The organism is Pseudomonas sp. DD1 (assembly GCF_044510355.1).
Lineage (GTDB): Bacteria > Pseudomonadota > Gammaproteobacteria > Pseudomonadales > Pseudomonadaceae > Aquipseudomonas > Aquipseudomonas shahriarae.
The window spans coordinates 179,072-203,880 of sequence record NZ_MSAJ01000035.1 but is presented as its reverse complement, the minus strand read 5'-3'; the positions used below and the strand labels follow the sequence as shown (position 1 = coordinate 203,880).

The following is a 24,809-nucleotide window of genomic DNA, read 5'->3' as shown; positions in this document are numbered from 1 at the left end:
TGTGAACCTATAGTGAAAAACTCGTTAAGCCGCTCAATCGGTTGAAAACAGTAATCGGTTGACCGTTCAGGCCTAGCGGTAAGCCATACTTGGCCTTAAGCTGCGCGAGCCAACACGGCTGTTACCGCGTACGGAGACACTGCCCATGCGAATTTTATTGGTTGAAGACAACCGCGATATTCTGGCCAACCTGGCGGATTACCTCGGACTCAAGGGCTATACCGTGGACTGTGCGCAGGACGGTTTGTCTGGCCTGCACCTAGCGGCCACCGAGCATTACGACCTGATCGTGCTCGATATCATGCTGCCTGGGATTGATGGCTACACCCTGTGCAAACGCCTGCGTGAAGACGCGCGCCGCGACACACCGGTGATCATGCTCACCGCCCGCGACCAATTGGACGACCGCCTGCAAGGCTTCAAGTCGGGGGCCGATGACTATCTGCTCAAGCCGTTTGCCCTGTCGGAACTGGCCGCACGTATCGAAGCCGTGCTGCGTCGCGCCCAGGGTGGCGGCCGGCGCGAGCTGCAAGTCGGCGATCTGTCCTACGACCTCGACACCCTGGAAGTGACCCGCGAAGGGCGCCTGCTCAAGCTCAACCCTGTCGGCCTGAAATTGCTCGCGGTGTTGATGCAGAAAAGCCCGCATGTCCTGCGCCGCGAAGTGCTTGAAGAGGCCCTGTGGGGCGATGACTGCCCGGACAGCGACAGCCTGCGCAGCCATGTCCACCAACTGCGCCAAGTGATCGACAAGCCATTTGCCAAACCCTTGCTGCAAACCGTGCATGGCGTGGGTTATCGCTTGGCCGAGGGGCGTGATGGAGTTTAAGCAAAGCCTTGCCCAGCGGATCATCATCGCCTTTGCGCTGATGAGCGCGCTGGTGGCGGGGGCCTTCGCCATGGGCATCGTCGCCACGGTGCACCTGGTGGAAGAAAAACTGATTTCGGCGGGGCTGGGCGGCGACCTGCAGCGTCTGCTGTTGATGGACAGTGTCGAAGACTGGCGCCACCGTCCCGAGCCGGACCAGCTGTTCTATTTCAGCGGCGGACGCGGGGATTTCCAACTGCCCAAGGACTTGCGGCATCTGGACGCCGGCTTTCACGAAGTATTTCGCGATGCGCTTTCCTACCATGCCATGGTCGAGATCGTCGACGGCCGTCGATATGTCCTGCTGCAAGACCAGAGCGATTTCGAAGAGCGCGAGCGCGTGTTGTTTGCAGTGGTGCTGGTAGGGTTTGTACTCAGCCTGGCACTGGCGGTATTCCTCGGCTGGGTCCTTGCCCGTAAGGTGATGGCACCGGTGGTGCGTCTGGCGCGCCAGGTGCGGCATCGTGACCAATTACTGGGGCTGGCGCCGCCGCTGGCGCCGGACTATGCGGCCGACGAAGTGGGCGAACTGGCAGTGGCCTTCGACGCCACCCTTGGCCGTCTGCGCCAGGCCCTGACCCGTGAGCGCTTGTTCACCAGCGATGTCAGCCATGAACTGCGCACGCCGTTGATGGTGCTGGCCAGCTCCTGCGAACTGCTGCTGGAAAACCCGGCGATTGATTCACGGGGGCGTAAACAGGTCGAGCGTATCGCCCGGGCCTGCGAGGAAATGCGCGAGCTGGTGCAGACCTTCCTGATGCTGGCCCGTGCCCAGCATGACGACACCACGATGTCGCCCCAGGTCAGCCTCTCCGAGGTTGCGGAGGGCTTGCTGGGGATCTGGCGCGAACCTATCGAGCGCAAGGGCATCGAGTTGTTCTACCTGCCGGGCAACCCACTCGACACCCGCTACAACGCCACCTTCCTGCATGCGGTCATGGGCAACCTGCTGCGCAACGCCCTGCACTACACCGAACACGGGTTTATCCGCCTGACCCTGGAGCCTACCGGCTTTGTAGTGGAAGACAGCGGGGTGGGGATTCCCGAAGACAAGCGCGAGGCTATGTTCGAGCCGTTTGTACGCGGTAACGAAAAACGCGGTGACGGCCTGGGCCTGGGTTTGTCACTGGTCCAGCGCATCTGCGAGAGCCAGGGCTGGGTGGTCAGCCTCAGTACCATGGAGCCCAGTGGTTGTCGCTTCCATGTTGAATTGAACCAGGTCAAATCCTGAGCCCTTTCCTGCCCCTTCCCCAGGGGCAGATTCCCGCCTGTTCGGCGAAGATGGCTTCATGCCATGCTTTTTCCCTGTAAAACCTTGTAATTCTTTAGGGTTAGACGGGACGTTTTTTTCACAAAGGGTTGACCTGCGGATGACGTGCGACTGCTTAAGGTTGCAGGCATCAGTCTAGGAGATCCGTGGATGGCTACCCCTATCAAACTTGAATTTTCCGCCAAGTACGATGACCGGCACGCTCAACAATATCTGCTTAAACATCAGGGCAAGTTGGCGCGGCGGCTGTCGCACAAACGGGATGAGCAATTGGCCCGCGGTGCGCTGGCGATGGCCGGTGAGCCTGGTCTGGTGTTGGATCTGCCGTGCGGTGCCGGGCGCTTCTGGCCACTGCTGGCCGAAAAGCCCAACCGGGTGATTATCGGCGCGGACAATTCCGAGGCCATGTTAAGCATCGCCACTGCGTCGCAGCCGGCGGATGTGCTCAAGCGGGTACGGCCCTTGCAGACATCAGCGTTTGATATCGACCTGCCAGACAACGCAGTGGACAGCATTTTCTGCATGCGTCTGCTACACCACATCGGCGACCCGGCGCATCGGCTGGCGTTATTGAAAGAATTTCAAAGGGTTACCCGCGATAGCGTGATCATTTCGTTGTGGGTGGATGGCAACTTCAAGGCCTGGAAACGCAAGCGCCTGGAAATGCAGCGCCGCAACAAAAGTGAGCAGGAGAGTTACCGAAATCGTTTTGTGTTACCGGCTGCTACTGTTGAAGCTGAGTTTGAGCAAGCTGGTTTCCGCGTCCAGGAGTATTTGGACTTCATACCGCTGTACGCCATGTGGCGAGTGTATGTATTGCGCAAGAGGTAGCAGGATGGCAGTTGAGTACGTAGCAGGCAGTCACGTAGCTCCCGAAGAGCGCTTCGATTACTTCTGGCGGCAACAGGGCGAGTGGGTCGAGGAGCCCAATCGGCGTCGAGGGGGCGAAAGCGGTGTACAGCGGGTAATCGGCACCAATGGGCGCTTGCTCTACAGCAAGCGCCAGACAGGTCACACCTATCGCAGCTGGCTGCATCCTTTTGGGCGGCCCACGGTGTTGCGCGAGCGCGATGCGCTCAGGGGCCTGCGCTTGCTCGATGTGGGGGTTCCGGAACTGGTGTTCTGTGGCGCCCGTCGTGATCCGGACCAACAGTGGAAGGCTTTGCTGGTGACGGCGGCTTTGGATGGCTTTGTGGATATCGACAGCTGGTACGCCGCCGGTGGCCGTGCGCAATGTGGGGAACTGGTGCATGAGCGCCTGCTAGCTGAGTTGGCGCAAACCCTGGCGCGCATGCACAAGGGGCGCTGGCAGCATGGCTGCCTGTACAGCAAGCATATTTTTGTGCGGGTCAGCGGGGCGGCAGAGGGCGCGACGGTCGAAGTGGCGCTGCTGGATCTCGAGAAGAGTCGCCAACGCTTGACCGCCCGCCGGGCCGCTGACCATGACATGCAGCAGTTGCGGCGCCATTCGTCGTGGAATGCCGCCGACTGGCAAAAACTCAGCTACTTTTACGAAGCGGCGTTTGGCAGCGCTATCAAGGGTTTAACCTAATGAAGCTAGAAATAGCACGAGGTTTGTTTCTGTTGGGGGCCTTGGGCATCGCCTCCCTGGCCCTGGCTGCCTGGGAGCAGCCCCGCACAGAAGTCCTCAGCGCGGCGCACAACGGCGGGCAATGCCCGGTGCCGCGGATCGCCAAGACCACGGGGGTTACGCAGCCTGATCATCAGCTTTTGCTGTTTATGTTTGGGATGTCCCAAGGGATGAGGCCTGCGAGTTGAAGAGATTGACGCCCCTGTAAAAGGCCCCGCAGTGCGGGGCCTTTTGTTTTTTGCGTGTTGCTGCGTTCTTGGTCTGGGATGGCGGCTATACGCTCAGCCCTGGCGGGGCGCCTCAGATCAAGATCAAAAGCAGAGCCACAGTAGAACCGGAGCGCGAAGCCGCTTTCCCCGGTGGGTGTGGGAGCTGGCTTGCCAGCGATGGCGCCGGCACTGCTAGCCTTTATGTTGTCTGACACACCGCTATCGCAGCCTCGCAGGGCGAGACAGCTCCCACAGGGGCCGCAGAAACGGATAGGTACTCAATCAATCCACCGCAGCCAAGACCTCACGCTTAGCCAACAACGTATAAACACACGGCAACACAAACAGCGTAAACAACGTACCCACAGACATCCCCGTAGCAATCACCATCCCGATATCAAACCGACTGACCGCCCCGGCCCCTGTGGCAAAGATCAACGGCACCATGCCAAACACCATCGCTGCCGTGGTCATCAACACCGGGCGCAGGCGAATCGCCGCCGCTTCTTCCACCGCTTCACGGGGCGTCAGGCCCTTGTCCTTGCGCAACTGGTTGGCAAACTCGACGATCAGGATCCCGTGCTTGCTGATCAGCCCGATCAAGGTCACCAACCCCACCTGGGTGTAGATGTTCATGCTCGACCAACCCAGGAACAAGGGGATCAACGCGCCGCAGATCGACAGCGGCACCGTCACCAGGATCACCAGCGGGTCACGGAAGCTTTCGAACTGTGCCGCCAGCACCAGGAAGATGATGGCCAACGCCAGGCCAAAGGTGACCCACAGCGCGCTGCCTTCCTGGATGAACTGGCGTGAGGCGCCGCTGTAGTCGAAGGCGTAGCCGGCCGGGGTTTCTTCGATGGCGATCTGACGCACGGTGTCGATGGCCTCGCCCATGCTGACAATCGGGAAGCCCGATATCAGCGCCGAGTTGAGTTGCTGGAACTGGTTCAGTTGGCGCGGGCGCGCGCGGTCACTGATGCTGATCAGGGTCGACAGCGGCAACAACTCGCCCTGGGTGTTTTTCACGTAGTAACTGTTCAGCCACTCGGGGTTGTCCCGGTAGGCCCGCTCGACCTGGGCGATGACCTTGTAGCTGCGCCCATCAATGGTGAACCGGTTGATTTCCGCCTCCGCCAGCAAGGTCGCCAGTGTGCTGCCCAGATCCTGCATCGACACCCCCATCTGCGCCGCCTTGGCGCGGTCGATGTCCACCACCACCTCGGGTTTGTCGAATGCCAGGTCGATATCGACAAAGGCGAACTTGCCCGACTCCATGGCCCGTTTCTTCACGCGGTCGGCCACTTGCAGCAACGACTCATAGTCATTGGGTGTGTTGATCACAAAACCGAAGGGCAGGCCTTCGCCGGTACCGGGCAGTGATGGCAGGTTGAAGCCGAATACCTGCAAGCCGGGGATCTGCTCCAGGCGTTTCTGCACCTCAGGCAGGATCTGCATCTGCGTGCGGTCGCGCTCGTTCCACGGTTTGAGCAGGAAGCCGCCGATGCCCGATTGCACCCCGTTGAACCCATTGATCTGGAACGAGGAGTAGTACTCCGGGAAGTCCTTGAAGATCGTGATGAACTCGTCGGTGTAGGTGTTCAGGTAGTCCAGGTTGGTCGGCTGCGGTGCGCTGGCCATCATAAAGATGATGCCCTGGTCTTCATCCGGGGCCAGTTGCGACTGGGTGAATTTGAGGAAAGCCGGGATCAGGCACAGCACGATCAGGGCAAACACGATCACCACCGGCCGGGTGTTCAATGTGCCGTGCAGCATTGTCTGGTAGCGGCGCTTGAGGCCTTCGAAGATGCGGTCCAGGCGATGGGCCAGGCCCGTGGGGTTTTCGTCGTGGCGCAACAGCAGGGCGCACATCATCGGTGACAGGGTCAGGGCGACGATGCCGGAAATCACCACCGCACCGGCCAGGGTCAGGGCGAACTCCTTGAACAACGCCCCGGTCAGCCCCTCGAGGAAACCGATGGGCGCATACACCGCCGCCAGGGTGATGGTCATCGACACCACCGGCACGGCAATCTCCCGCGCGCCTTCCAGCGCAGCGTCCAGTGGCGTCTTGCCTTCTTCAATATGGCGGTGGATGTTCTCCACCACCACAATGGCATCATCCACCACCAGGCCGATGGCCAGCACCATCGCCAGCAGTGTCAGCAGGTTGATGGAGTAGCCCATCAGTTGCATGAAAAACAGCACGCCAATCATCGACAGCGGGATGGTCACCACCGGGATCACCACCGAGCGCAGCGCCCCGAGAAACAGGAACACCACGACGATCACGATCAGCACCGCTTCAAACAGGGTCTTGACCACTTCGTTGATGGACGCCTGGATAAACAGCGTGGCGTCGTAGGCGATTTCTGCCTTGAGATTGGGCGGCAACTGGGATTCCAGCTCCGGCATCAGCTTGCGTACTTCTTTGATCACATCCAGCGGGTTGGCACTGGGCGTGGCCTTGATGCCGATGTACACCGAAGGCGTACCACCAAAGGAACTGATGGCGTTGTAGTTTTCCGCGCCCATTTCCACCCGGGCCACGTCACCCAGCAGCACCCGGCTGTCGCCATCGGTCTTCACGGTGATGGCGGCGAAGGCCTCGGCGGTCTTCAAGTCGGTGTTGGCGTTGATGCTGGTGACCACATACTCGCCCTTCACTTCGCCGGCGGCGGAGAGGAAGTTGTAGTGGCGCACGGCATCGGTGACGTCACTGGCGCTCAGGCCAAAGCCCGCGAGCTTGACCGGGTCCAGCCACAGGCGCATGGCAAATACCTGGTTGCCGAGGATCTCGGCTTCGGCCATGCCGGGCAGGGTCGCCAGCTTGGGCTGGATCACCCGCGACAGGTAGTCGGTGATCTGCGGGTTGCTCAGTTGCTGGCTGGAGAAGCTGATGTACATCAGCGCCGAGGCATCTGCGGCCTCCTTGCTCAACACCGGGTCTTCGGCGTCCTGGGGCAGTTTGTTCTTGACCTCGTTGGCCTTGGCCAGCAGCTCGGTGAACAGCCGGTCGCTGTTGGCGCCGATCCGCGCATAGATGGAAATCACCGAGAAGTTCTGGCGACTGACCGAGGTCATGTAGTCGATACCTTCGGCACTTGCCAGGCTTTGCTGCAACGGCTGGGTGATGTAGCCCTGGATCGTCTCGGCATTGGCCCCGGGGTAAGCGGTAGTCACCGTGATCAGGGCATTTTCCATGGATGGGTATTGGCGCAGTGGCAGTTTGCTGTAGGCCTGGAAACCCAGGAGCACGATCAGCAGGCTGACCACCATGGCCAGCACCGGGCGGCGGATAAACGTGTCGGTAAACGCCATGGCTCAGTTCCTTGAACCGTCGTTGCGCGGAAATTGGCCAGGGGCGGGCGGCAGGTTTTTATCCGCAGTGATGGCGATATGCGCACCGGTGTCGAGCTTGATCTGCCCGGCGCTGACCACTTGCTCGCCACTGCTCAGGCCTTTGGTGATCAGCACCAGGCCATCGCGCCGTTCGCCGGTTTCGATAAAGCGCCGTTCGGCGATCAGTATCGGTTGACCGTTGGCATCTTTTTCGAGGCTGCCGTCCTCGGTCTTTTTCTGTGTTACCACGTAGGCTGAGTTGCCGTAGAGGGTGTAGGTAATGGCACTTTCCGGTATCACCACCTGCGCTTGCGGGTCGGGCAGCAGCACTTGCAGGCTGCTGAACATGCCCGGTAGCAGTTTATTGTCCGGGTTGGCCAGGGTCGCTCGAACCAGCACGTTACGGGTGCTGCTTTCGACTTTCGGGTTGATCGCACTGAGGGTGCCGGGGAAGGTCAGTTTCGGGTAGGCCGAGACTTGCACCTGTACCCCCTGGCCCACGGCCAGCTTGGGCACCGACTGCTCGGGCACATAAAAGTCCACATAGAGGCTGCTCAGGTCCTGCAAGGTGGCAATCACCGTGCCGCTGGCCAGATAGTCGCCCACATCGACCTGACGAATGCCGATAGTGCCGCTGAACGGCGCGACGATGTGTTTCTTGGCCAGGGACGCTTTGAGCTGGTTGACCGTGGCCTTGTTTTTTTGCAGTTGCGCCGAGAGCCGGTCGAACTCGCCCTTGGAGATCGCCTGGCTGCCCACCAGTTGGCTGCCGCGCCCGTAATCGAGCTGGGCCAGACCCAGGTCGGCCTGGGCGGTTTGCAGCAGGGCGTCTTCCACCGCACTGTCGAGTTGCACCAGCGGTTGCCCGGCCTTGACCTTCTGCCCCGACTCGAACTGCACGTCCTTGACCGTGCCGGCAATCTCCAGGGCGAGGTTCACCCCCTGCAAGGCCTTGAGCGTACCCACCGCCGGCAGGCGCTGTTGCCACGGTTGTTCGACCGCGGTGGCCACCGCCACGCTGATCGGCGGTTTGGGCGCGGAAAAGACCTGGATCTGCTGATAGATGGAAAAGGCTTTATAGCCCCCCAGCAGCAGGACGATGAGCAGCACAACGGCCAACATGATCAGCATGCGACGACGCAGCATATTCCGGTTCCTTGGAAAAAACTGAGGCAGACGAAGACGAACGATTCGGCACATTACTCCGAGTTTCGGGGGGATTCCAACTGGTAAATTTCAGCGTTCGCGGGCAGGCTCAAGCGCAATGGTTTTAAGGCGTAGGGGAATAGGGAAAGGGGTGTCAGGCCTTTCCCATATGAGGTCAGGGTGCGGGCATGTCGCGCTTGGCCAGCGCCGTATACACCGACGGCAGGACGAACAAAGTGAACAAGGTCCCGATCGACATGCCGGTGGCGATCACCATGCCGATATCAAACCGGCTGACCGCGCCGGCACCGCTGGAAAACACCAGCGGGATCACCCCCAGCACGGTAGCGATGGTGGTCATCAGCACCGGCCGCAAGCGGATCGCGGCGGCTTCTTCGATGGCGGCACGCGCCGACAGCCCCTGCTCCTTGCGCAACTGGTTGGCGAACTCGACGATCAGGATGCCGTGCTTGCTGATCAGGCCGATCAGCGTGACCAGGCCGATTTGTGTGTAAATGTTCAGGGTCGACCAGCCGAGGAACAGCGCAATCAATGCCCCGCAGATCGACAGCGGCACCGTCACCAGGATCACCAGCGGGTCACGCAGGCTTTCAAACTGGGCCGCCAGCACCAGGCCGATGATCGCCAACGCCAGGCCGAACGTACCCCACAGCGCATTGCCCTCCTGCACAAACTGGCGCGTGGCGTTGCTGTAGTCGAAGGTGTAGCCCGCCGGAGCCTCTTCCTGGGCGATGGCTTGTACGGTCTCCAGGGCGTTGCTCATACCGACAATCGGGTAAGCCGAGACCAGCACCGAATTGAGCTGCTGGAACTGGTTCAACTGTCGCGGGCGTACCTGTTGGCTGGAGACGGTGATCAACGTCGACAGGGGCAGTAATTGGCCCTTGGCATTTTTGACGTTGTAGTGACTCAGCCAGTCCGGGTTGTCGCGGTAGGTGCGCTCGACCTGGGCAATGACCTTGTACAGATTGCCATCAATCCTGAAGCGGTTGATTTCCGTTTCAGCCAGCAGGGTCGCCAGGGTAAGGCTCAGGTCTTGCATGGACACGCCCATTTGCGCGGCCTTGGCCCGGTCAATGTCGATCACTACTTCGGGCCGGTCGAAGGCCAGGTCGATATCCACGTAGGCAAACTTCCCGGAGTCGATGGCCCGCTGTTTGACGCGCTCGGCCACCGCCAGCATCGACTTGTGGTCCTGCTGGGAACTGATGACAAAACCAAAAGGCAGGCCTTCGCCCGTACCCGGCAAGGACGGCAGGTTAAAGGCAAATACTTGCAGGCCGGGGATGCTGTCGAGCTTTTTGCGCAGCGGCGCCAGCACCTCCATCTGCGTGCGCTCGCGCTGGTCCCACGGGCGCAGTTGGAAACCGCCCACCCCCGAATGCACGCCATCGAGGCCATTGATCTGGAACGAGGCCTGGTACTCGGGCAGGGTCTTGAACAGCGCGATGAAGTCCTGGGTGTAACGGTTGAGGTAGGCCAGGTTGCTCGGCTGCGGTGCGCTGGCGAGGATAAAGATCAGGCCCTGGTCCTCATCGGGGGCCAGCTCGGAGAGGGTGAAGGTGAGCATGGCGGGAATCAGGCCGAGGATCAGCAGGGCGAACACGATGACCACCGACTGCGCCTCCATGATCTGATGCAGGCGGCGCTGGTAACGCTGCTTCAGATGGTTGAACAGCCGGTCCAGGACCAGGGACAGGCCCCGTGGCTGTTCTTCAGGGCGCAATAACAGGGCGCACATCATCGGTGACAGGGTCAGTGCAACGATACCGGAAATCACCACGGCCCCGGCCAGGGTCAGGGCAAACTCCTTGAACAGCGCCCCGGTCAACCCCTGCAGGAAACCGATGGGCGCATACACCGCGGCCAGGGTAATGGTCATCGAAATGACCGGCACGCACACCTCCCGCGCGCCTTTGATCGCGGCCTCAAGGGGCGACTTGCCTCGTTCGATATGCCGATGAATGTTCTCCATCATCACAATGGCGTCATCCACCACCAGGCCAATGGCCAGGACCATGGCCAGCAGCGTCAGGACGTTGATCGAGTAGCCCATCAGTTGCATGAAGAACAGCGTGCCGACCAGCGACAGGGGAATGGTGATGACGGGAATCACCACGGCGCGCAAAGAGCCTAGAAACAGGAACACCACCAACACCACAATCAGGATGGCTTCCAGCAGGCTCGACAGCACATGGTCGATAGAGGCGTTGATGTACAACGTCGAGTCGTAGGCGATATCGGCTTGCACATGAGGCGGTAACTGCGCCTGCAGCAGGGGCATCAGTTCGCGTACGCGCTTGCCCAGCTCCAGCGGGTTGGCGTCGGGGGTCGGCTTGATGCTGATGTAGGTCGCGGGCAGGCCATTGAATGAACTGAAGCTGTCGTAGTTCTGCGCTCCCAGCTCCACCCGCGCCACATCCCCGAGGCGGACCTGGCTGTCGCCGTTGGTTTTCAAGGTGATGGCCCGGAAGCCTTCAACCGACTGCAGTTCGGTATTGGCCGTGACACTGGTAACGACCAATTCACCTGTAGCGTCGCCGGCAATGGACTGTACGTTGTAGCGCTTGATGGCCTGGGTCACATCGCTGGCGCTCAAACCAAAGCCTGCGAGTTTCAGCGGATCAAGCCAGATACGCATGGCAAAGCTTTGGTTGCCGATGATCTGGGCCTCGGCCATGCCCGGCAGAGTCACCAGGCGAGGCTGGATCACACGCAGCAGGACGTCGGTGATTTGCGCATTGTTCATGGTGTCGCTGGAAAAACCCAGGTACATCAGCGCGGTGTTATCCGCCGCGACCTTGTTCAGCACCGGATCCTCTATGTCCCGAGGCAGTTGGTTCCTTACTTCATTGGTCTTGGCCAACAGCTCGGTGAACAACCGGTCGCTGTCGGCCCCGACCCGCCCGTAGATGGAAATAATCGACACGTTCTGCCGGCTGGTGGAGCGCATGTAGTCGATGCCTTGCGCGCTTGCCAGGCTTTTCTGCAGAGGTTGTGTGATGTAGCTCTGCACGGTCTCGGCACTGGCGCCTGGAGAGACCGTGGTCACCGTGACCAGCGCACTTTCCATCTGCGGGAATTGGCGCAATGGTAATTGCCCAAAGGCCTGCCAGCCCAGCAACACGATCAACAGGCTGACCACCAGGGCCAGTACGGGGCGGCGGATAAACAGGTCGGTGAACGTCATTTTTCGTTCTCCCGTTGGGCCGCCAGTGGACGCTCATCAGGTTGGTTCCGGTGGATGCTGATGCGCACTGGGGTACCGTTTTGCAATTTGATCTGGCCGGCAGTAACGACCTGTTCGCCCTTGGCCAGCCCTTTGGCAATCACGATGGTGCCATCGCGTCGCTCGCCCGTTTCGACCAGGCGTTGTTCGGCGATCAGCAGCGGCTTGCCCTCGGCATCCAGCTCGTCACGGCCTTCGCTGTTTTTGCGCGGGGCTACGACGTACACATACTGGCCATAGGGGCTGTAGGCGATTGCGCTCTCCTCGATCACGATATGCAAACCCGGGTTCGTCAGCAGCACCTGCAAGTGGGCGAACATACCCGGCAACAGGTCGGCGGGCGGATGAGTCAGGGTGGCGCGTACCAACACATTTCGCGTGTGGGTGTCGACGATGGGGTCGATGGCGCTAATGGTGGCGAGACTGGAAAGTCCTGGGCGTGCCGAGACTTCAATGCGCACGGACTGGCCGATCTTGATCAGTTGAACGGCGTGCTCGGGGATGTGGAAATCGACGTAAAGGCTATTGGCGTCCTGCAGGCTGGCGATCACGGTGGCGCTTTGCAGGTAGTCACCGATGTTGACTTGGCGGATGCCAAGGGTGCCGTTGAACGGGGCGACGATGCGTTTTTTGTCCAGCGCCGTGCGGCGTTGTGCAACGACGGCATTGTTGCGGTTGAACTCGGCGGACAGTCGGTCGAACTCCTCTTGGGAGATGGCGTTGATCGCCACCAGTTCGCGGCCGCGCTGGAAGTTCTGCCGGGCCAGGCTGCGGTCCGCCAGGGCGACGTCCAGCGCGGCCTGCTCGGCCTGATTCTCAAGTTGCAGCAGGGTTTGCCCTTGCTTGACCACTTGCCCGGAGTCGAAGTGCAACTGTGTGACGACGCCGGGCACCTCGATACTCAGGTTGATGCCCTGCAATGCCTTGAGGGTGCCAGCGGCGGGCAACTGGCGCTGCCAGGGTTGTTCGAGGGCGGTTGCCACCGCCACGCTGACGGGCGGCTTTGGCGCATGCAGCAGCTGCAGCTGTTGGTAAACCCAGAACGCTTTATAGCTGGCGAGCATCAGCACGACCAGCAGTACGATGCTGAGCATGGTAATCATCCGGCGGCCCGGCATAGTTGCTTCCTTGTGAAGGTGACAGGGTGCGGAGGGCGCGCGCAGGGGCGCTCGCTGGCACGATGAGCCAGGCAGTCTTCATCAGAAAGGCGAGTGCTATAAGGCGGAAAGTCGGACGTGTCTGTGAGATGAGTAGTCCCCGTGGCGGGGTTTTTTCACAGGTTGCGTAGGGTTTTTCTGGTGAGTCGGCTCCCAGGTGTGGGCCCGGGAGCGCGACAGTGGCTTTAGATCAGATGCAGGTGGTTATCCCAAAACCCAGCTGGCAGATCCAGGGGCTTGGCCACCAGTTGGGGCTGCCGGCAATCGTAGAAACGGCAACGACCCTGGCCAGAGGTCACGACAAACCCGTCGGCCACTGCGCCGACGCCGGCGCAGTCAGGCAACGGCCCGTCCAGGCGCAGTTCGCCACTGTCCATGTCCCAGATAAAGAAGCGATTGCCCCGTGGCGCGGTCAGTGCCACCAGACGCAACTCGCTGTGTACGGCCACGCTGGCGGTGTAGTGCCCCATGGCCTGCAATTGCTCATCGGCCACCGGGAACGCCACGAACGGTTGCCCCGGACGCTTGATCGCCAACAGTTCGGAACGCTCCTGGGAAGGCCCCATAAACTGTTGCCCGGTGAGGATCGTGCCATCGCTGGCGATCCCCATATGGCGCACGCTGTTCATTGGCTGGCTCAGGGTTTCCTTGCTCAGCAGGGTGCCGTCGCGCTGCATCAGCACCAGGCTCGGCTCCATGGCGTTGAGGTTCATCTCGACCCGGCTTTCGGCCTCGGTGCGAATGCCACCATTGGCCACGATCAGAGTCTCGCCATCGGGCATCCACGACACCTGGTGCGGGCCGATGCCGTGGGTGGACATCTCCCCGCTGTGTACCAGGCGCTCACCTTCGAACCTGTACACGCCCAGTAGGCCGCGACCGGGGTCGGTGGTGTCGTTTTCCGTGGCGTATAGCCAGTCGCCGCTCTTGTGGATGACTGCATGCCCATAAAAGTGCCGGTTGGCCTGGGACGTCACGGTTTGCAGCAGCGTGCCGTCGCGCAGGTCCACCAGGTAGCTCTCGGTGCCGGGGCGGCGCGCCACGAACAGCGCGATGGGCAGGCTCGGGTGGTTGATGATGTCGTGGCAACGCTGACCGACCTGGGTGGCGAACACCTGGCTGCCGTCCAGGCGATAGCCCACGGCGTAGTGCTTGCCGTCGGCATCATCCCGGGCCGACAGCAACAGCGGGCTGTCGCCCTTGCGCTTGAACAGCGTCCAGCCGCCCAGGGTGATTGCACTGAGCAGCACGCTGCCGATGGCCAAAGCCTGTCGCCTGAGCATCATCAGTCACCGTCGTTGGCATTGAAGCCCAGTTGGATGCCCAGCGCCTTGGCCAGTTCGCCTTCATGCAGGCGGTGGACCACGTTGAGGCTGTCGTAGATAGCGTTGAGTTGCTCGCGCCCGGCGTCGTCGGCCAGCAGTTCATTGAGCGAACGCTGGTTGCTGTCGAACAGCTTCAGGGCGGCGGCGTAGGCGGCGTCGATCTTTTCGGCCAGAGGTTTCTGGTCGGCAGGCAGCAGGCCGCGCAGGCCTTTGTTGTCGACCCCGACCCACACGGTCTGGGCCGCCGCGAGGCTGGCTCGCAAGCCTTGCAGGGACGACTGGCTGCGCCACGCATCGGCCTGGAATGGCTGCGGGATGCCCTTGGACAGGCGACCCATCGGTGTGCCGAGCTTTTTCTTCAGGGTATCCAGGGCCGTGACCTGCACGCGCAGCAGTTCGGCGATGGCTTCGTGGGAATCGGCGTAGCGCTGGTTAGGAAACTTGGTCATCTGCGCGAGCATGCCGTCGGTGCTGTTCCAACTGGCCAGAATCTCTTCGGCCAATTGCTTCTGGCGCTCGCCGATGGCCATCAGCAGCGGGCAGTAGCGGGCTTTCTGGGCGTCGTTGGCGATGTCGGTCTTGGCGTCATACAGGATGTATTCGTAGGCCGACAGGCCTTGCACTACCACGCTGGACTTGGCCAGGGCGGCGGCGTCGATCTGTGGCTGGGCGGTGGCCAGTTGCTCGACCTGGCGGCCGACGAGGTTTTTCTTGTCGGGCCAGAACTGCACCTGCCAGGCGCGATTGCCTTCGGCCAGCGGGCCGATCAGCAGCGGTTGCAACTCGGCCCAGGCTTTTTGCGCGTGGAGGAAGTCGGCGCGGGCGGTCTCCAGGGATTCCTTGCCTTGGCAGTAAGCCAGGGCGCTGACGGCCAACTGCCGGTCAGCTTCGACCCAGCGGCTGTAGGTCGGCAGGATCACTTGCTTGGCGATGGCTGCCGAGGTGACCGCTTGCGGATCCTGCGGCGAGCAGGCGCCAAGGGCCAGGGCGGCCAGGCTGGTGAACAATAACTTGGGACGGAACATGTCGAGCTCCCTTCAATAATTGGGGCAAAGCTTATAGAGAATTCAGGAATGCGAGCAATGCTGCTCGCTGCTGCGCATTAAAAGACAATACCTGTTGCTGCGCCGCCTGGGCCTCACCGCCGTGCCACAGCACGGCTTCGAGCAGGTTGCGGGCACGGCCGTCATGCAGGAACTGGGTGTGGCCACTGACGTTTTGCGTCAGGCCAATGCCCCACAACGGCGGCGTGCGCCAGTCGCGGCCACCGGCCTTGAACTCGCTGCGGTTATCGGCCAGGCCCTCGCCCATGTCGTGCAGCAGCAAATCGCTGTACGGGCGGATGACCTGGTTGGCCAGCTCCGGTTCGGCGGCATTGCTGGCGGTGGTGAACTTCGGTGTGTGGCATGCCTGGCAACCGGCCTGGAAGAACAGGTTCTTGCCGTCCAGCACTTGTTGCGCGTTGACGTCGCGTCGGGCGGGCACGGCCAGGTTCCGGGTGTAGAACAGCACCAGGCGCAGGATGTTATCGCTGACTTCCTGCTCGCCATTTTCGCCGTTGCCGTTGGGCGCCTGCTTACAGGCAACCTGTGCGTCGGTGCAGTCGTCCATGGGCCGCAGGCTGGTGGTCAGGCCCATATCACCAGAGAACGCGTGAACATTTTGTTGATTGAGGTTCGGCTGCCCGGCTTTCCAGCCAAAGCGCCCGAGCACGGTTTTTTGCTGGGCATCGTCCCAGACCCAGTTCGGGCGGCCGAGCACGCCGTTTTTGTCCGGGCGTTTGCTGGCGTTTTGCAGGATGTCCGCGTCGCTGATGGCTTCGAGCAGGCCCAGGCCGATCATCGGCGGTGCTACACGGGCGGAAAACCGCGTATCCGGGTGCATCGGCCCGTAGCCGAGCTGGGTGATCTGCAGGCTCGGCTTGCGCAACTCCACCACCGTTCCGTCCTTGAACGTAACGTTGACCGGTGTGTAGTCGACCCGCATTTTGCCTTCCGGGACGACACCGGGCACGGCCATGTCCTGCAACTGCCCGCCATACACCGGCTCGGGCACGATCCCCAACTGTTCGATGACCTTGGCATAGGGCGGCGAATCCGGGATCGACAGGCGTACCAGCATCGACACCGCATTGTTGGCCTCAGGCGCGGGCGGATGGCCGCGCCCGTCCTTGATATGGCAGTTCTGGCAAGCATTGGTGTTGAACAGCGGCCCCAGCCCGTCGCGGGCGGTGGTGGTGGCCGGGGCGATCACCCATGGATTGCGGAAAAAACTGTTGCCGACGCTGAAGTCCAGGCGGCGTGTTGGTGCCAGGTTGGCCGACGGCAGCGAAAAGGCATTCTGGTCGGTCTTGCGCACCGTGGTGCTGCCCCCCGAACGGGCTTCACCGGGCTCGGCCTGGGTAAACGTCGGCGGCGGGGCGTCATCGCAGGCACTCAGGCTCACGGCCATCAAGAGTGCAGACAGGCGAAGAAGCAAACGGGGCATCAAGAATCCTGGAAGACGGGCGAGGGTGGATGAAATTCAGGGGCAAAGTCTAACAGGGCGGGGCGGATTGAATAAGAGCAATTATCGTTTGCTCCAATCTGATGCATTCCCGCTAGAATGACCGCACATTTTTTTTGGAGGTGGCCAATGCAGGCTCTCGACGCTTTGCTCAACCGTGTTTCCGTACCGCGCCTGCTGGAACCGGCCCCTACTGCCGAGCAGCGCGAAGTGCTGTTCGCGGCAGCCATGCGTGCGCCGGACCACGGCCAACTGCGGCCGTGGCGCTTCCTCACCGTGGAAGGCGCAGCTCGCGAGCAAATGGGCACCCTGCTGGCCGAAGCGGCCCGCCTGCAAGACCCCGAGGCCCCGCAAGCGGTGATCGACAAGGCGCAGAATGGCCCGTTGCGTGCGCCGTTGGTGGTGGTGGTGATTGCCCGTCTGCAGGAGCACTTCAAGGTGCCCAAGTCCGAGCAATTGCTGGCGGCGGCCTGTGCGGCCCACGGTATTTTGCTGGCGGCGTATGCCCAGGGCATTGGTGCGGTGTGGCGGACCGGGGATTTGTCGTATTCGGCGCATGTGGCCAAGGGGTTGGGGTTGAGTGCGGGTGAGGAAGTGATTGGCTTCCTTTATTTGGGCACTGCGCAAAACCCGCCGCGGACGGCGGCGAAAGAAGACATCACGGCGTTTGTCAGCGCCTGGACCGGTGTCTGACTTACCGCAAATCTGCTGGTGCTGTATGTGGGAGCGGGCCTACCCGCGATAGCGCAGTGTCAGTCGCCGGATTTATTGACGGGTCCACCGCTATCGCGAGCAAGCCCGCTCCCACATGGGGTATTTCATCGTTTTCCGGACCTGGGTCTACACCCGGAACTGATCCATCAGTTTCATCTGCTGGTTGGCCAATGCATTCAACTGGCTGCTGATCGCTGCCGATTCAGTGGCCTGACCGGTCAAGGTCTCGGTCACGGTACGGATCGCCGAAACGTTGCGGTTGACCTCTTCGGCCACGGCGCTCTGTTCTTCGGCAGCGCTGGCGATTTGCAGGTTCATGTCGCTGATCACCGTCACCGCATCGCTGATCTTGCCCAGGGCCTGGACCGCCTGCTGGATCTGCCCGGCGTTGTTCTGCGCCTGGCTCTGGCTCGAATGCATGGTGGTCACTACCCCACGGGTCGCGCTCTGGATACGTTCGATGACCAGGCGGATTTCTTCCACTGAGTCCTGGGTGCGTCGCGCCAGGTTGCGCACTTCGTCTGCCACTACCGCAAAACCCCGTCCGCTTTCCCCGGCGCGTGCCGCTTCAATCGCCGCGTTGAGCGCCAGCAGGTTGGTCTGCTCGGCAATGCTGCGGATCACCTCCAGCACCGAGCCGATCTGCTCACTGTTGACCGCCAGGGCTTCGACCTCGGTCACTGCCTTGCTGACTTCTTCGGCGAGGGTGGTGATATCGCGGGTACTGCGCTCGATAATCGCCATGCCTTCACGGGCCGATTGATCGGCGCCGCGTGCTGCACTGGCCGCATTTGAGGCACTGTTGGCCACCTCATGGGCGGTGGCGCTCATCTCGTTGGAGGCGGTGGCCACCTGGTCGATCTCGCGAAATTGCACCTGCATACCCTCGCTGGTCTGGCGCGCGATTTCCGAGGACTGATCCGCGGTGCCACGGGCTTCGGTGATGCTCTGCTTGATCTGGGCGATGGTCGGCTGCAGCTTGTCGAGGAAGCGATTGAACCAACTGACCAGCTCCCCCAGTTCGTCTTTTTTCGTGTAAGTCAGGCGCTGGGTCAGGTCGCCGTCGCCGCTGGCAATATCCTTGAGCATCGCCGCCACGCTGTTGATCGGGCGAGTCACACCCGTCGCGGTCAGCCACATCAGCAGCAGGCCCAGCAGGCCAGCCACGGCGCCCACCAGCAACGCCTGGAGTGTGCCGCGGGCCTGGGCGTCATCGAGCACGCCTTGCAACTTGACCGAATCGGCCAGCAGCACGTCCTTGGGCAGCTTGATCAACACGCCCCAGGGCTTGGCACCGGCAATCGGCTTGAGCGGATATACCGCGCGGATCGTGTCGTCCTGCTCGCGGACCTTGCGCGTTTCACTGGCCAGCAGTTGCACGATCTCTTTGCCTTCGCCGCCAAGCATATCGACGATGCTCTTGCCGACCTTGTCCGGCTCGCCACTGTAGCCGGCGATCAGGCCACTGCTGGAGAGGATTTCCATGATTCCGGCGCCGTCGAACAGCTCTTTTTGCGCGGTATTGGCCGCCGCTTGCAGGGCGTCCAGGGCAATGTCGATACCGATCACCCCAATCACCTTGCCGTCGGCCAGTAGCGGCAGGGAGATGGTGGTCATCAGCATCGACTTGCCGGCCACTTCGTCGGCGTACGGGTCCAGCAGGCAAACGCTGCGGGTATCCCGTGGGCAGGTGTACCAGATGTTGTAGGGCGTGCCGCTGAGATTGAGGGTGGTCTTGGTCAGGTCCGCTTCCACCATGATCGTGTTCAGGCCTTCACCGCCGGCCCGGCTCCAATAGCTGGAGAAACGCCCGGCTTCGTTGGAGGCGCGCAGCTTGTCGTCGATAAATTCGCTGTCCTTGCCATCCAGGCCGTTGGGTTCAAACGACAACCAGATCCCCAGTACCTTGGTGTTGCGCTCGAAGGCGGTCTTGATCTGCTGATTGAGCTCCTCGCGCACGGCCCCTGCTTCCAGCGAACGCTTGGCGGCCATGTTGCGCAAGTCCTTGACCTGATCGGCGAGGGCGGTGACCACCAACAGGCTCTCGCCGAAGGCTTTCTGTACTTGCACCGCCTGCTCGGCGGCCTTGGCCTGGAGCAGGTTTTCCACGCTGGTGGTGAGCATCTGCGAACTTGAGGCGCTGACCAGTTGGTCGTTCTGGTTGGTCTGGTAGATGTTCAGGCTGACGATCAGCGCAATCACCCCCAACAGGCAGAGGCCGGAGAGCAGCACGATTTTCAAGCGGATGGAGAGGGTGTCGAACATGGGCTTACTCGCGATTGGACTTGTTGGTGTGCAAGCAGGGCAACGGCCAAGTCCATTCGGCGCTATGCCCGGAACATCGGCACCGACGGGTAATTCATGAGGAACAGGCGATGAGCGGTAGGGCGCTCAGGCGGGGGTTCGCGCCAGGCGTTCGGGGCGTGACCAGATCCACAGGTTGCCCAGGCTCATGCCGGCGATCGCGAGGTAGATCGGCCACCCGTGATCTAGTATCACCAGCATCAGGCCGGCACACAGCAGCATGCTCACGGTGGCGCTGACCTTGGCCCGGCGCGCGATGATCTTGCCGTTGCGCCAGTTGAACAGGATCGGCCCGAACAGCCGGTGGTTTTCCAGCCACGCGCTCAGGCGCGGCGAGCTCTTGGTGGCAGCCCAGGCGGCCAGCAGGATGAATTCGGTGGTGGGCAGGCCCGGTATGACAATCGCGATCAAGCCGATCCCCAGGCTGACATAGGCCAGCAGGCCGAACAGGATTCGGGCGAGCTTGGAGGAGGAGGGGGCGGGGGCTGTCATAGGTACGATTTGTCTGGGTTTCGAAAAATCTGCAAATGGAGCGCGATCAACATGTGGGAGCTGGCTTGCCTGCGATGCAGACGCTTCGGTGCATCAGTTAGACCGAGGCGATGCTATCGCAGGCAAGCCAGCTCCCACACACGCCAGCTCCCACATTCATTGCATGCCAGCAGCGGGTCAGGCCAGTTCTGGGGCGCTAGCGTACGCCTGTTCCAGCAACACGGTGAAGCGTACAAAGGCATCCACTGCACCTTTTTCCGCCGCCGCTTCTTCTTCGGCGCTCAGTTCCAGGCTATCGAGGGTGCGGGTGAAGCGCTTCCAACCTTCGGCACGGCCACCGGCCGGCTCGCCGAGGTGGCGGGCCCCGAAGGTTTCGCTCAGGCCCAGGCCAACGGCACGTTTGATCAGGAATGCCGCGCCCAGCTTGGAGCCTTCGGAGACGAACAGCCAGCCCAGGGCCTCGGCCTTGCTCGGGTTCTGCACGGCACCGGCCACGGGGGCAGGCACTTCGGTTTCCAGGTCGGCCAGGTCCAGCTTGGCGGCGTCGGCGCGGCAGCGCTCGGCCAGGTCGGGCACCAGCTTGATCAGCTCGGGATCGTTGTACAGCGCCACCAGTTCCGACTGGAACAGGTACTGCGCGACCACGAAACGGGCGAAGTTGGCCTGGGTTTCAAACGGGGCGTGAGCCTTGACCAGGGCGTCGAGCTTGGTGTGTGGCTCGTGGGTGATCTGGTTCAGGCGCTGGGAGCGCAGGCTTGCGCGTTCTGTGGTGGTGGAAGCTGTCATTGGATGTCCTTGAGAAGGAAAAGCGCCTTGTTGCCAGGCTGTTATTACTAGACGAACAAGAAGACGCGTCACAGTAAAAAATCCTCACCCCGGCCGGCGATAAAACCGTCGAGGCGGGGTTGCGTGGGTCAGATATCCCAGATCAGGTTGATCGCAAAGTTACGCCCTGGCTGGGTCAGGCGGTCCAGGCTGGCCGGCGAGGTCACGCCGGCTTCGCCCACGCCGTCGTAGCTGCGCACGTCATCCCAGTTCCAGTATTTCTTGTCGGTCAGGTTGTACAGGCCGCCGTTGACGGTCAGCTCGTCGGTGACTTTGTAGAAGCCGGTCAGGTCGACGATGCCAAAGCCCGGGGTCTTGAACGGGCCGTTGGCCTTGATGCCGGTCGGGGTAAAGAACGTGGCGCTGTCTACCCGGTTCTGTTTCTTGACCAGGGTCCAACTGACCAGCGCACCGTAGGTGTCCTGGTCGTAGCCCAGGCCGAATACACCCTTGAGCGGGTTGACGCTGTTCAGCGGCTGGCCGGTTTCATCGTTGCGGCCGTGGGCGTAGGCAATCGCGCCTTTGCTGTACAGGCCTTGCGGTGCACCGAAGGCGTCCAGGTTCAGGCGCCCTTTGACCTCCATGCCCTTGATGGTGGCGCGCTTGATATTGCCGGGCTGGAAGATGGTACCGGTTGGGCTCAGCGCGGCGTTGTCCTCGTCAATGAAGTCACGGTACTTGTTATAGAACACCGCGACGTCGAAATTGCCTGAGTCGAAGTTGCCACGGATTCCGGTTTCGTAGCTCTTGCTGGTTTCCGGCTTGAGGTTCGAGTTGGGCTCGACGACATAGCCTTCGCCCAGGTTTTCAAAACGGCCATACAGCGCTTTGGCTGATGGCGTGCGGAAACCTTCGGCGTACTGGCCAAACCAGGTGTACTGCTCGGTCAGTGCGTAGGTCACGCCCAGTTTTGGCGAGAAGCGATGCCAGGTTTTGTTCGAGTCGTCGTGGGGGTACTTGCGGTCCGGGTCGGTGGTATTGAGGAACGCTTCGGTCAGTTTGGGTTTGAGCTGGATGTAGTCGTAGCGCAGGCTGGGCAGGAAGGTCCAGTCATTCCAACTGATCTGATCCTGGGCAAACAGCGCGTAGCTGTTGATGGTCGGATCGGGGAAATCGCTGGCTTTTTTCACGCTGTCGGCAGGGGTTGGGCTCGGTGCGCCGATGGCAGTGCAGCCCGCGCCTACAGCCAGGCAGGTCGCCGCACCTTCGCGCGAACCGGTGACTTTCTGCTGCTTGATCGTGGTGCCGTAGGTCAGCAGGTGATCGGTATCGCCGATGACGAAGGCCTTGTCCAACTGCGCGTCGAACACCCACTGCTTTTCTTCGTAGAGGGTGTCGCGGGTACGCAGCACGCGGCGGCCGGCCTGATAGATTTCGCTGGTGGCCTGGTCGGTTTTGGCGATCTGGTAGTTGAGGCTGGTCTTGATGTGATCGGCAATCGGCGAGTCGAGTGAAAACTTGTTCTCCAGGCCAAAGCGTTCGCGGGTGATGGTGTCGTTACCGCGGCGGTCACGGTACATGTTCGTGCCCTGGCCCTCGAGGAAGATCCCGCCCACCGCACTTTTCTGGTTGATGTCGCGGTCGTCCTTGTACTTCTCGTAGGTCAGGCCCAGGCGGTTGTCTTCGCCGTAGTTCCAGCCCAGCTTGGCCAGCACGTTGGTAGTGCGCACGTCTTCCGGGTTGGCGCCGGTGCGGGCCAGGCCGGTGGCGTTGTTGCCGTTATGAGACTCCATCTCGTGGCCGTTGCGCTGACTCAGGTGCAGCAAACCGTCGAAGTCCTGCACCCGGCCGGCGACGGTGCCGGAGGTCAGCCAGCTTTCGTCCGCCGAGCTGTAGCCGGTCTTCAGCCGCGCGCCCACATCCTGGCCAGGCTTGATGATGTCATCCGGATCGAGGGTGAAGTAGCTGACGGCGCCGCCGATGGCGCTGCTGCCGTACATGGCCGAGGCCGGGCCACGGATGATTTCCACGCGCTTGACGATTTCCGGGTCGACATAGTTGCGCCGGGTCTTGGCGTACGGGCCGTTGAAGAAGTTGTCCGGCACCTCTACACCGTCGACCTGGGTGAGGATGCGGTCGCCGTCGATCCCGCGAATGTTGTAGCCGGAGTTACCGGAGCGGGTGCCCGCGCCACCGACCGAGACGCCCGGTTCGTAGCGCACCAGTTCGCGGATGGTGTTGACGTTCTGGCGGTCCAGCTCCTCGCGCTCATGCACGGTGACGGTGCTGGGCACGCTGTCTACCGCTTGTTCCTGACGGGTGGCGCTGATGGTCATTTGCTGCAGGGTGATAGCACTGCCCGCCGTGCGCTTTTCCAGGACGATGTTGTTGTTACCCAGTTTGCGGTAGTTCAGGTTGGTCCCCACCAACAGCCGATCCAGGGCCTTTTCCGGTGTCAGTGAGCCCCGTGCACCGGGGGATGAAACCCCTTGGCCCAGTTCGGCGGGCAGGCCGATCTGCCAGCCGGTGACGGCGGTAAAGGCGTTGAGCGCCGACACCAGGGATTGCTGCTCGATGCTGAAGGTGTAATTGGCGTGGCTGCGCGCAGCGGGTTCGGCGGCAGTGGCCGTCAGGACCGGGCTGCCTGCCAACAGGATCGCGGCGGCCAGCAGGCAAAGCGTGGGCGAAGAGGACCGGCGGTTGAAACGAGAGGACATCGAGAGCGCTCCGAGGTACGAGTCTTATAGTTGCGAGCCTGAATCAAATAGGAATCAGTTGCATTGGCTAAGACGAGACGTACCAGCAGAGGTTATCGAGTAAAAATAATTATTCTCAATTGAGAATGACTAGCGCGGGGAACTCCGAGAGCCTGGCCGAGGTGATATGCGCCAGGGAGCGCACCACGTCCAGGGGCTGGTCCAGGCGGTAATTACCGGTCACCGCGACGCTGGCCAGTTGCTCGTTGGTGTTGACGATCCAGCCCGGGTAATAGCGCCGCAGCTCTGCCAGCACTTCACTCATCGGGCAGTTTTCAAAGACCAGTCGGCCCTGGACCCACGCCAGCTCCTTGGTCGCATCGAGCTTGGAGGGTTGGCCGAAGCCCTCGGGGCCGACGCGGATGCTTTCGCCGGCACTCAGGCGCACCCGGTTGTTGCCGAAGGGGGTACTCAGGTCAACGTCTCCGCGTTGCACCTGAACCTGGGCCTCACCGTTGAGATAACGCACAGCGAATGCCGTATCGCTGACACTGGCGCGCACTGGGCCGGCGTCGATTTGCAGGGGCAGGCCACGGTTGGCCGCTACTTCGAAAAACGCCTCGCCCTGGTATAGGCGGGCGATGCGCTGATGTTCGTCGATGGTGCTGGAAAACGCCGAATTGGTATTGAGCAGCACCTTGGAGCCGTCATCCAGCTGCAGGCGCTGGCGCTCGCCGACCACGGTCAAATGGTCGGCCTGCAGGCGCACCGGCAGGTTGCTGAAGCTGAACAGCCCGAGCAGCAACACCGCCGCCGTGGCCAAGGGCTTCCAGTGCGGCTTGATGCGCCGCCAAGCGCTGGGCTTGCGCGGTGCATTGAGGGCCACGGCGGCGCTGTGTACTGGCGCACCGCCCCAGGCGGCCTGGGCTTTGGCGAAGGCTTGGGCGTGACTCGGGTCGGCGGCGAGCCAGGCCTGGAACTCGGCCTGCTGGCCTGGCTGCGGGCATTGCAAAGCGATCAGCCAGTCGAGGGCTTGGTCCATGGCCGCATGTTGCAACACCTCATGAGCCAGCTCATGGGGGCGCAGTTTGTTCGGGTCCGTCACGGTGTTCCTCGGGTCTTCGCCACGTTTTATTCAGTGTCTTGCGTATTTTTGCGACATTTCTGTCGGCTTG

The 24,809-nt window shown here is 61.7% G+C and carries 18 protein-coding genes; 6 read left to right on the top strand and 12 right to left on the bottom strand.

The genetic code is table 11. The features are described from left to right. Positions 1-145 precede the first annotated feature (145 nt). The 5 genes from colR to PSFL_RS22410 all read left to right on the top strand — a co-directional run bounded on the left by colR (position 146) and on the right by PSFL_RS22410 (position 3,917). Positions 146-829: a two-component system response regulator ColR gene (colR, locus tag PSFL_RS22430; protein WP_029295378.1), complete on the top strand. Its 684-nt coding sequence runs from the start codon at positions 146-148 to the stop codon at positions 827-829. Then, positions 819-2,099, top strand: coding sequence for a HAMP domain-containing sensor histidine kinase (locus PSFL_RS22425; protein ID WP_057439379.1), 1,281 nt, complete (start codon positions 819-821; stop codon positions 2,097-2,099). Before colR ends, PSFL_RS22425 begins: the two co-directional genes overlap by 11 nt. A 189-nt stretch (positions 2,100-2,288) precedes the next feature. After that, positions 2,289-2,969: a class I SAM-dependent methyltransferase gene (locus PSFL_RS22420; protein ID WP_057439380.1), complete on the top strand. Its 681-nt coding sequence runs from the start codon at positions 2,289-2,291 to the stop codon at positions 2,967-2,969. A 4-nt stretch (positions 2,970-2,973) separates the two neighbouring features. Further along, the gene (locus tag PSFL_RS22415; protein ID WP_057444707.1) at positions 2,974-3,690 is read left to right on the top strand and encodes a lipopolysaccharide kinase InaA family protein; all 717 of its coding nucleotides are present in this window, start codon (positions 2,974-2,976) and stop codon (positions 3,688-3,690) included. Further along, the gene (locus PSFL_RS22410; protein WP_057958645.1) at positions 3,690-3,917 is read left to right on the top strand and encodes a hypothetical protein; all 228 of its coding nucleotides are present in this window, start codon (positions 3,690-3,692) and stop codon (positions 3,915-3,917) included. Before PSFL_RS22415 ends, PSFL_RS22410 begins: the two co-directional genes overlap by 1 nt. Before the next feature lie 303 nt (positions 3,918-4,220). On the opposite strand, the gene PSFL_RS22405 is transcribed toward PSFL_RS22410, so the two are convergent. From PSFL_RS22405 to PSFL_RS22375, 7 genes are all read right to left on the bottom strand, one after another. Continuing rightward, positions 4,221-7,259: a multidrug efflux RND transporter permease subunit gene (locus PSFL_RS22405; protein ID WP_397470494.1), complete on the bottom strand. Its 3,039-nt coding sequence runs from the start codon at positions 7,257-7,259 to the stop codon at positions 4,221-4,223. A 3-nt stretch (positions 7,260-7,262) separates the two neighbouring features. Continuing rightward, on the bottom strand, positions 7,263-8,426 hold the full coding sequence (locus PSFL_RS22400; protein ID WP_397470493.1) for an efflux RND transporter periplasmic adaptor subunit: 1,164 nt from the start codon (positions 8,424-8,426) through the stop codon (positions 7,263-7,265). Positions 8,427-8,601: 175 nt separating this feature from the next. Continuing rightward, positions 8,602-11,637 carry a multidrug efflux RND transporter permease subunit gene (locus PSFL_RS22395; RefSeq protein ID WP_289140592.1) on the bottom strand — a complete coding sequence of 1,012 codons (3,036 nt, stop codon included), beginning with the start codon at positions 11,635-11,637 and terminating at the stop codon, positions 8,602-8,604. Next, entirely contained in the window at positions 11,634-12,794 is a 1,161-nt protein-coding gene (locus tag PSFL_RS22390) for an efflux RND transporter periplasmic adaptor subunit (RefSeq protein ID WP_115128851.1), read from the bottom strand. The genes PSFL_RS22395 and PSFL_RS22390 overlap by 4 nt, the downstream gene beginning before the upstream one ends. A gap of 224 nt (positions 12,795-13,018) precedes the next feature. Next, positions 13,019-14,116 (bottom strand): DUF1513 domain-containing protein, encoded by a 1,098-nt coding sequence (locus PSFL_RS22385; protein ID WP_057958650.1) that lies wholly within the window; start codon positions 14,114-14,116, stop codon positions 13,019-13,021. 2 nt (positions 14,117-14,118) lie between these two features. After that, positions 14,119-15,183, bottom strand: coding sequence for an imelysin family protein (locus tag PSFL_RS22380; protein ID WP_057439384.1), 1,065 nt, complete (start codon positions 15,181-15,183; stop codon positions 14,119-14,121). Positions 15,184-15,214: 31 nt separating this feature from the next. After that, entirely contained in the window at positions 15,215-16,645 is a 1,431-nt protein-coding gene (locus PSFL_RS22375; RefSeq protein WP_397470492.1) for a di-heme oxidoredictase family protein, read from the bottom strand. Between the two features lie 147 nt (positions 16,646-16,792). Here PSFL_RS22375 and PSFL_RS22370 point away from each other — a divergent pair, with 147 nt between their 5' ends. Beyond that, a complete protein-coding gene (locus PSFL_RS22370) occupies positions 16,793-17,356 on the top strand; it encodes a nitroreductase family protein (protein ID WP_057958653.1) in 564 nt (187 codons plus the stop codon). Positions 17,357-17,503: 147 nt separating this feature from the next. Here PSFL_RS22370 and PSFL_RS22365 read toward each other — a convergent pair whose 3' ends face one another. The 5 genes from PSFL_RS22365 to PSFL_RS22345 all read right to left on the bottom strand — a co-directional run bounded on the left by PSFL_RS22365 (position 17,504) and on the right by PSFL_RS22345 (position 24,739). Beyond that, complete coding sequence (locus PSFL_RS22365) at positions 17,504-19,642, bottom strand: methyl-accepting chemotaxis protein (protein ID WP_169959679.1); 2,139 nt, start codon at positions 19,640-19,642, stop codon at positions 17,504-17,506. A gap of 126 nt (positions 19,643-19,768) precedes the next feature. Continuing rightward, positions 19,769-20,173, bottom strand: coding sequence for a YbaN family protein (locus PSFL_RS22360; RefSeq protein ID WP_397470491.1), 405 nt, complete (start codon positions 20,171-20,173; stop codon positions 19,769-19,771). Between the two features lie 177 nt (positions 20,174-20,350). Next, positions 20,351-20,959, bottom strand: coding sequence for a biliverdin-producing heme oxygenase (locus PSFL_RS22355; RefSeq protein ID WP_115128847.1), 609 nt, complete (start codon positions 20,957-20,959; stop codon positions 20,351-20,353). A gap of 128 nt (positions 20,960-21,087) precedes the next feature. Beyond that, positions 21,088-23,655, bottom strand: a complete 2,568-nt coding sequence (locus PSFL_RS22350; RefSeq protein WP_397470490.1) for a TonB-dependent receptor — start codon at positions 23,653-23,655, stop codon at positions 21,088-21,090. 115 nt (positions 23,656-23,770) lie between these two features. After that, positions 23,771-24,739, bottom strand: coding sequence for a FecR domain-containing protein (locus tag PSFL_RS22345; RefSeq protein ID WP_115128845.1), 969 nt, complete (start codon positions 24,737-24,739; stop codon positions 23,771-23,773). Between the last annotated feature and the right edge of the window lie 70 nt (positions 24,740-24,809).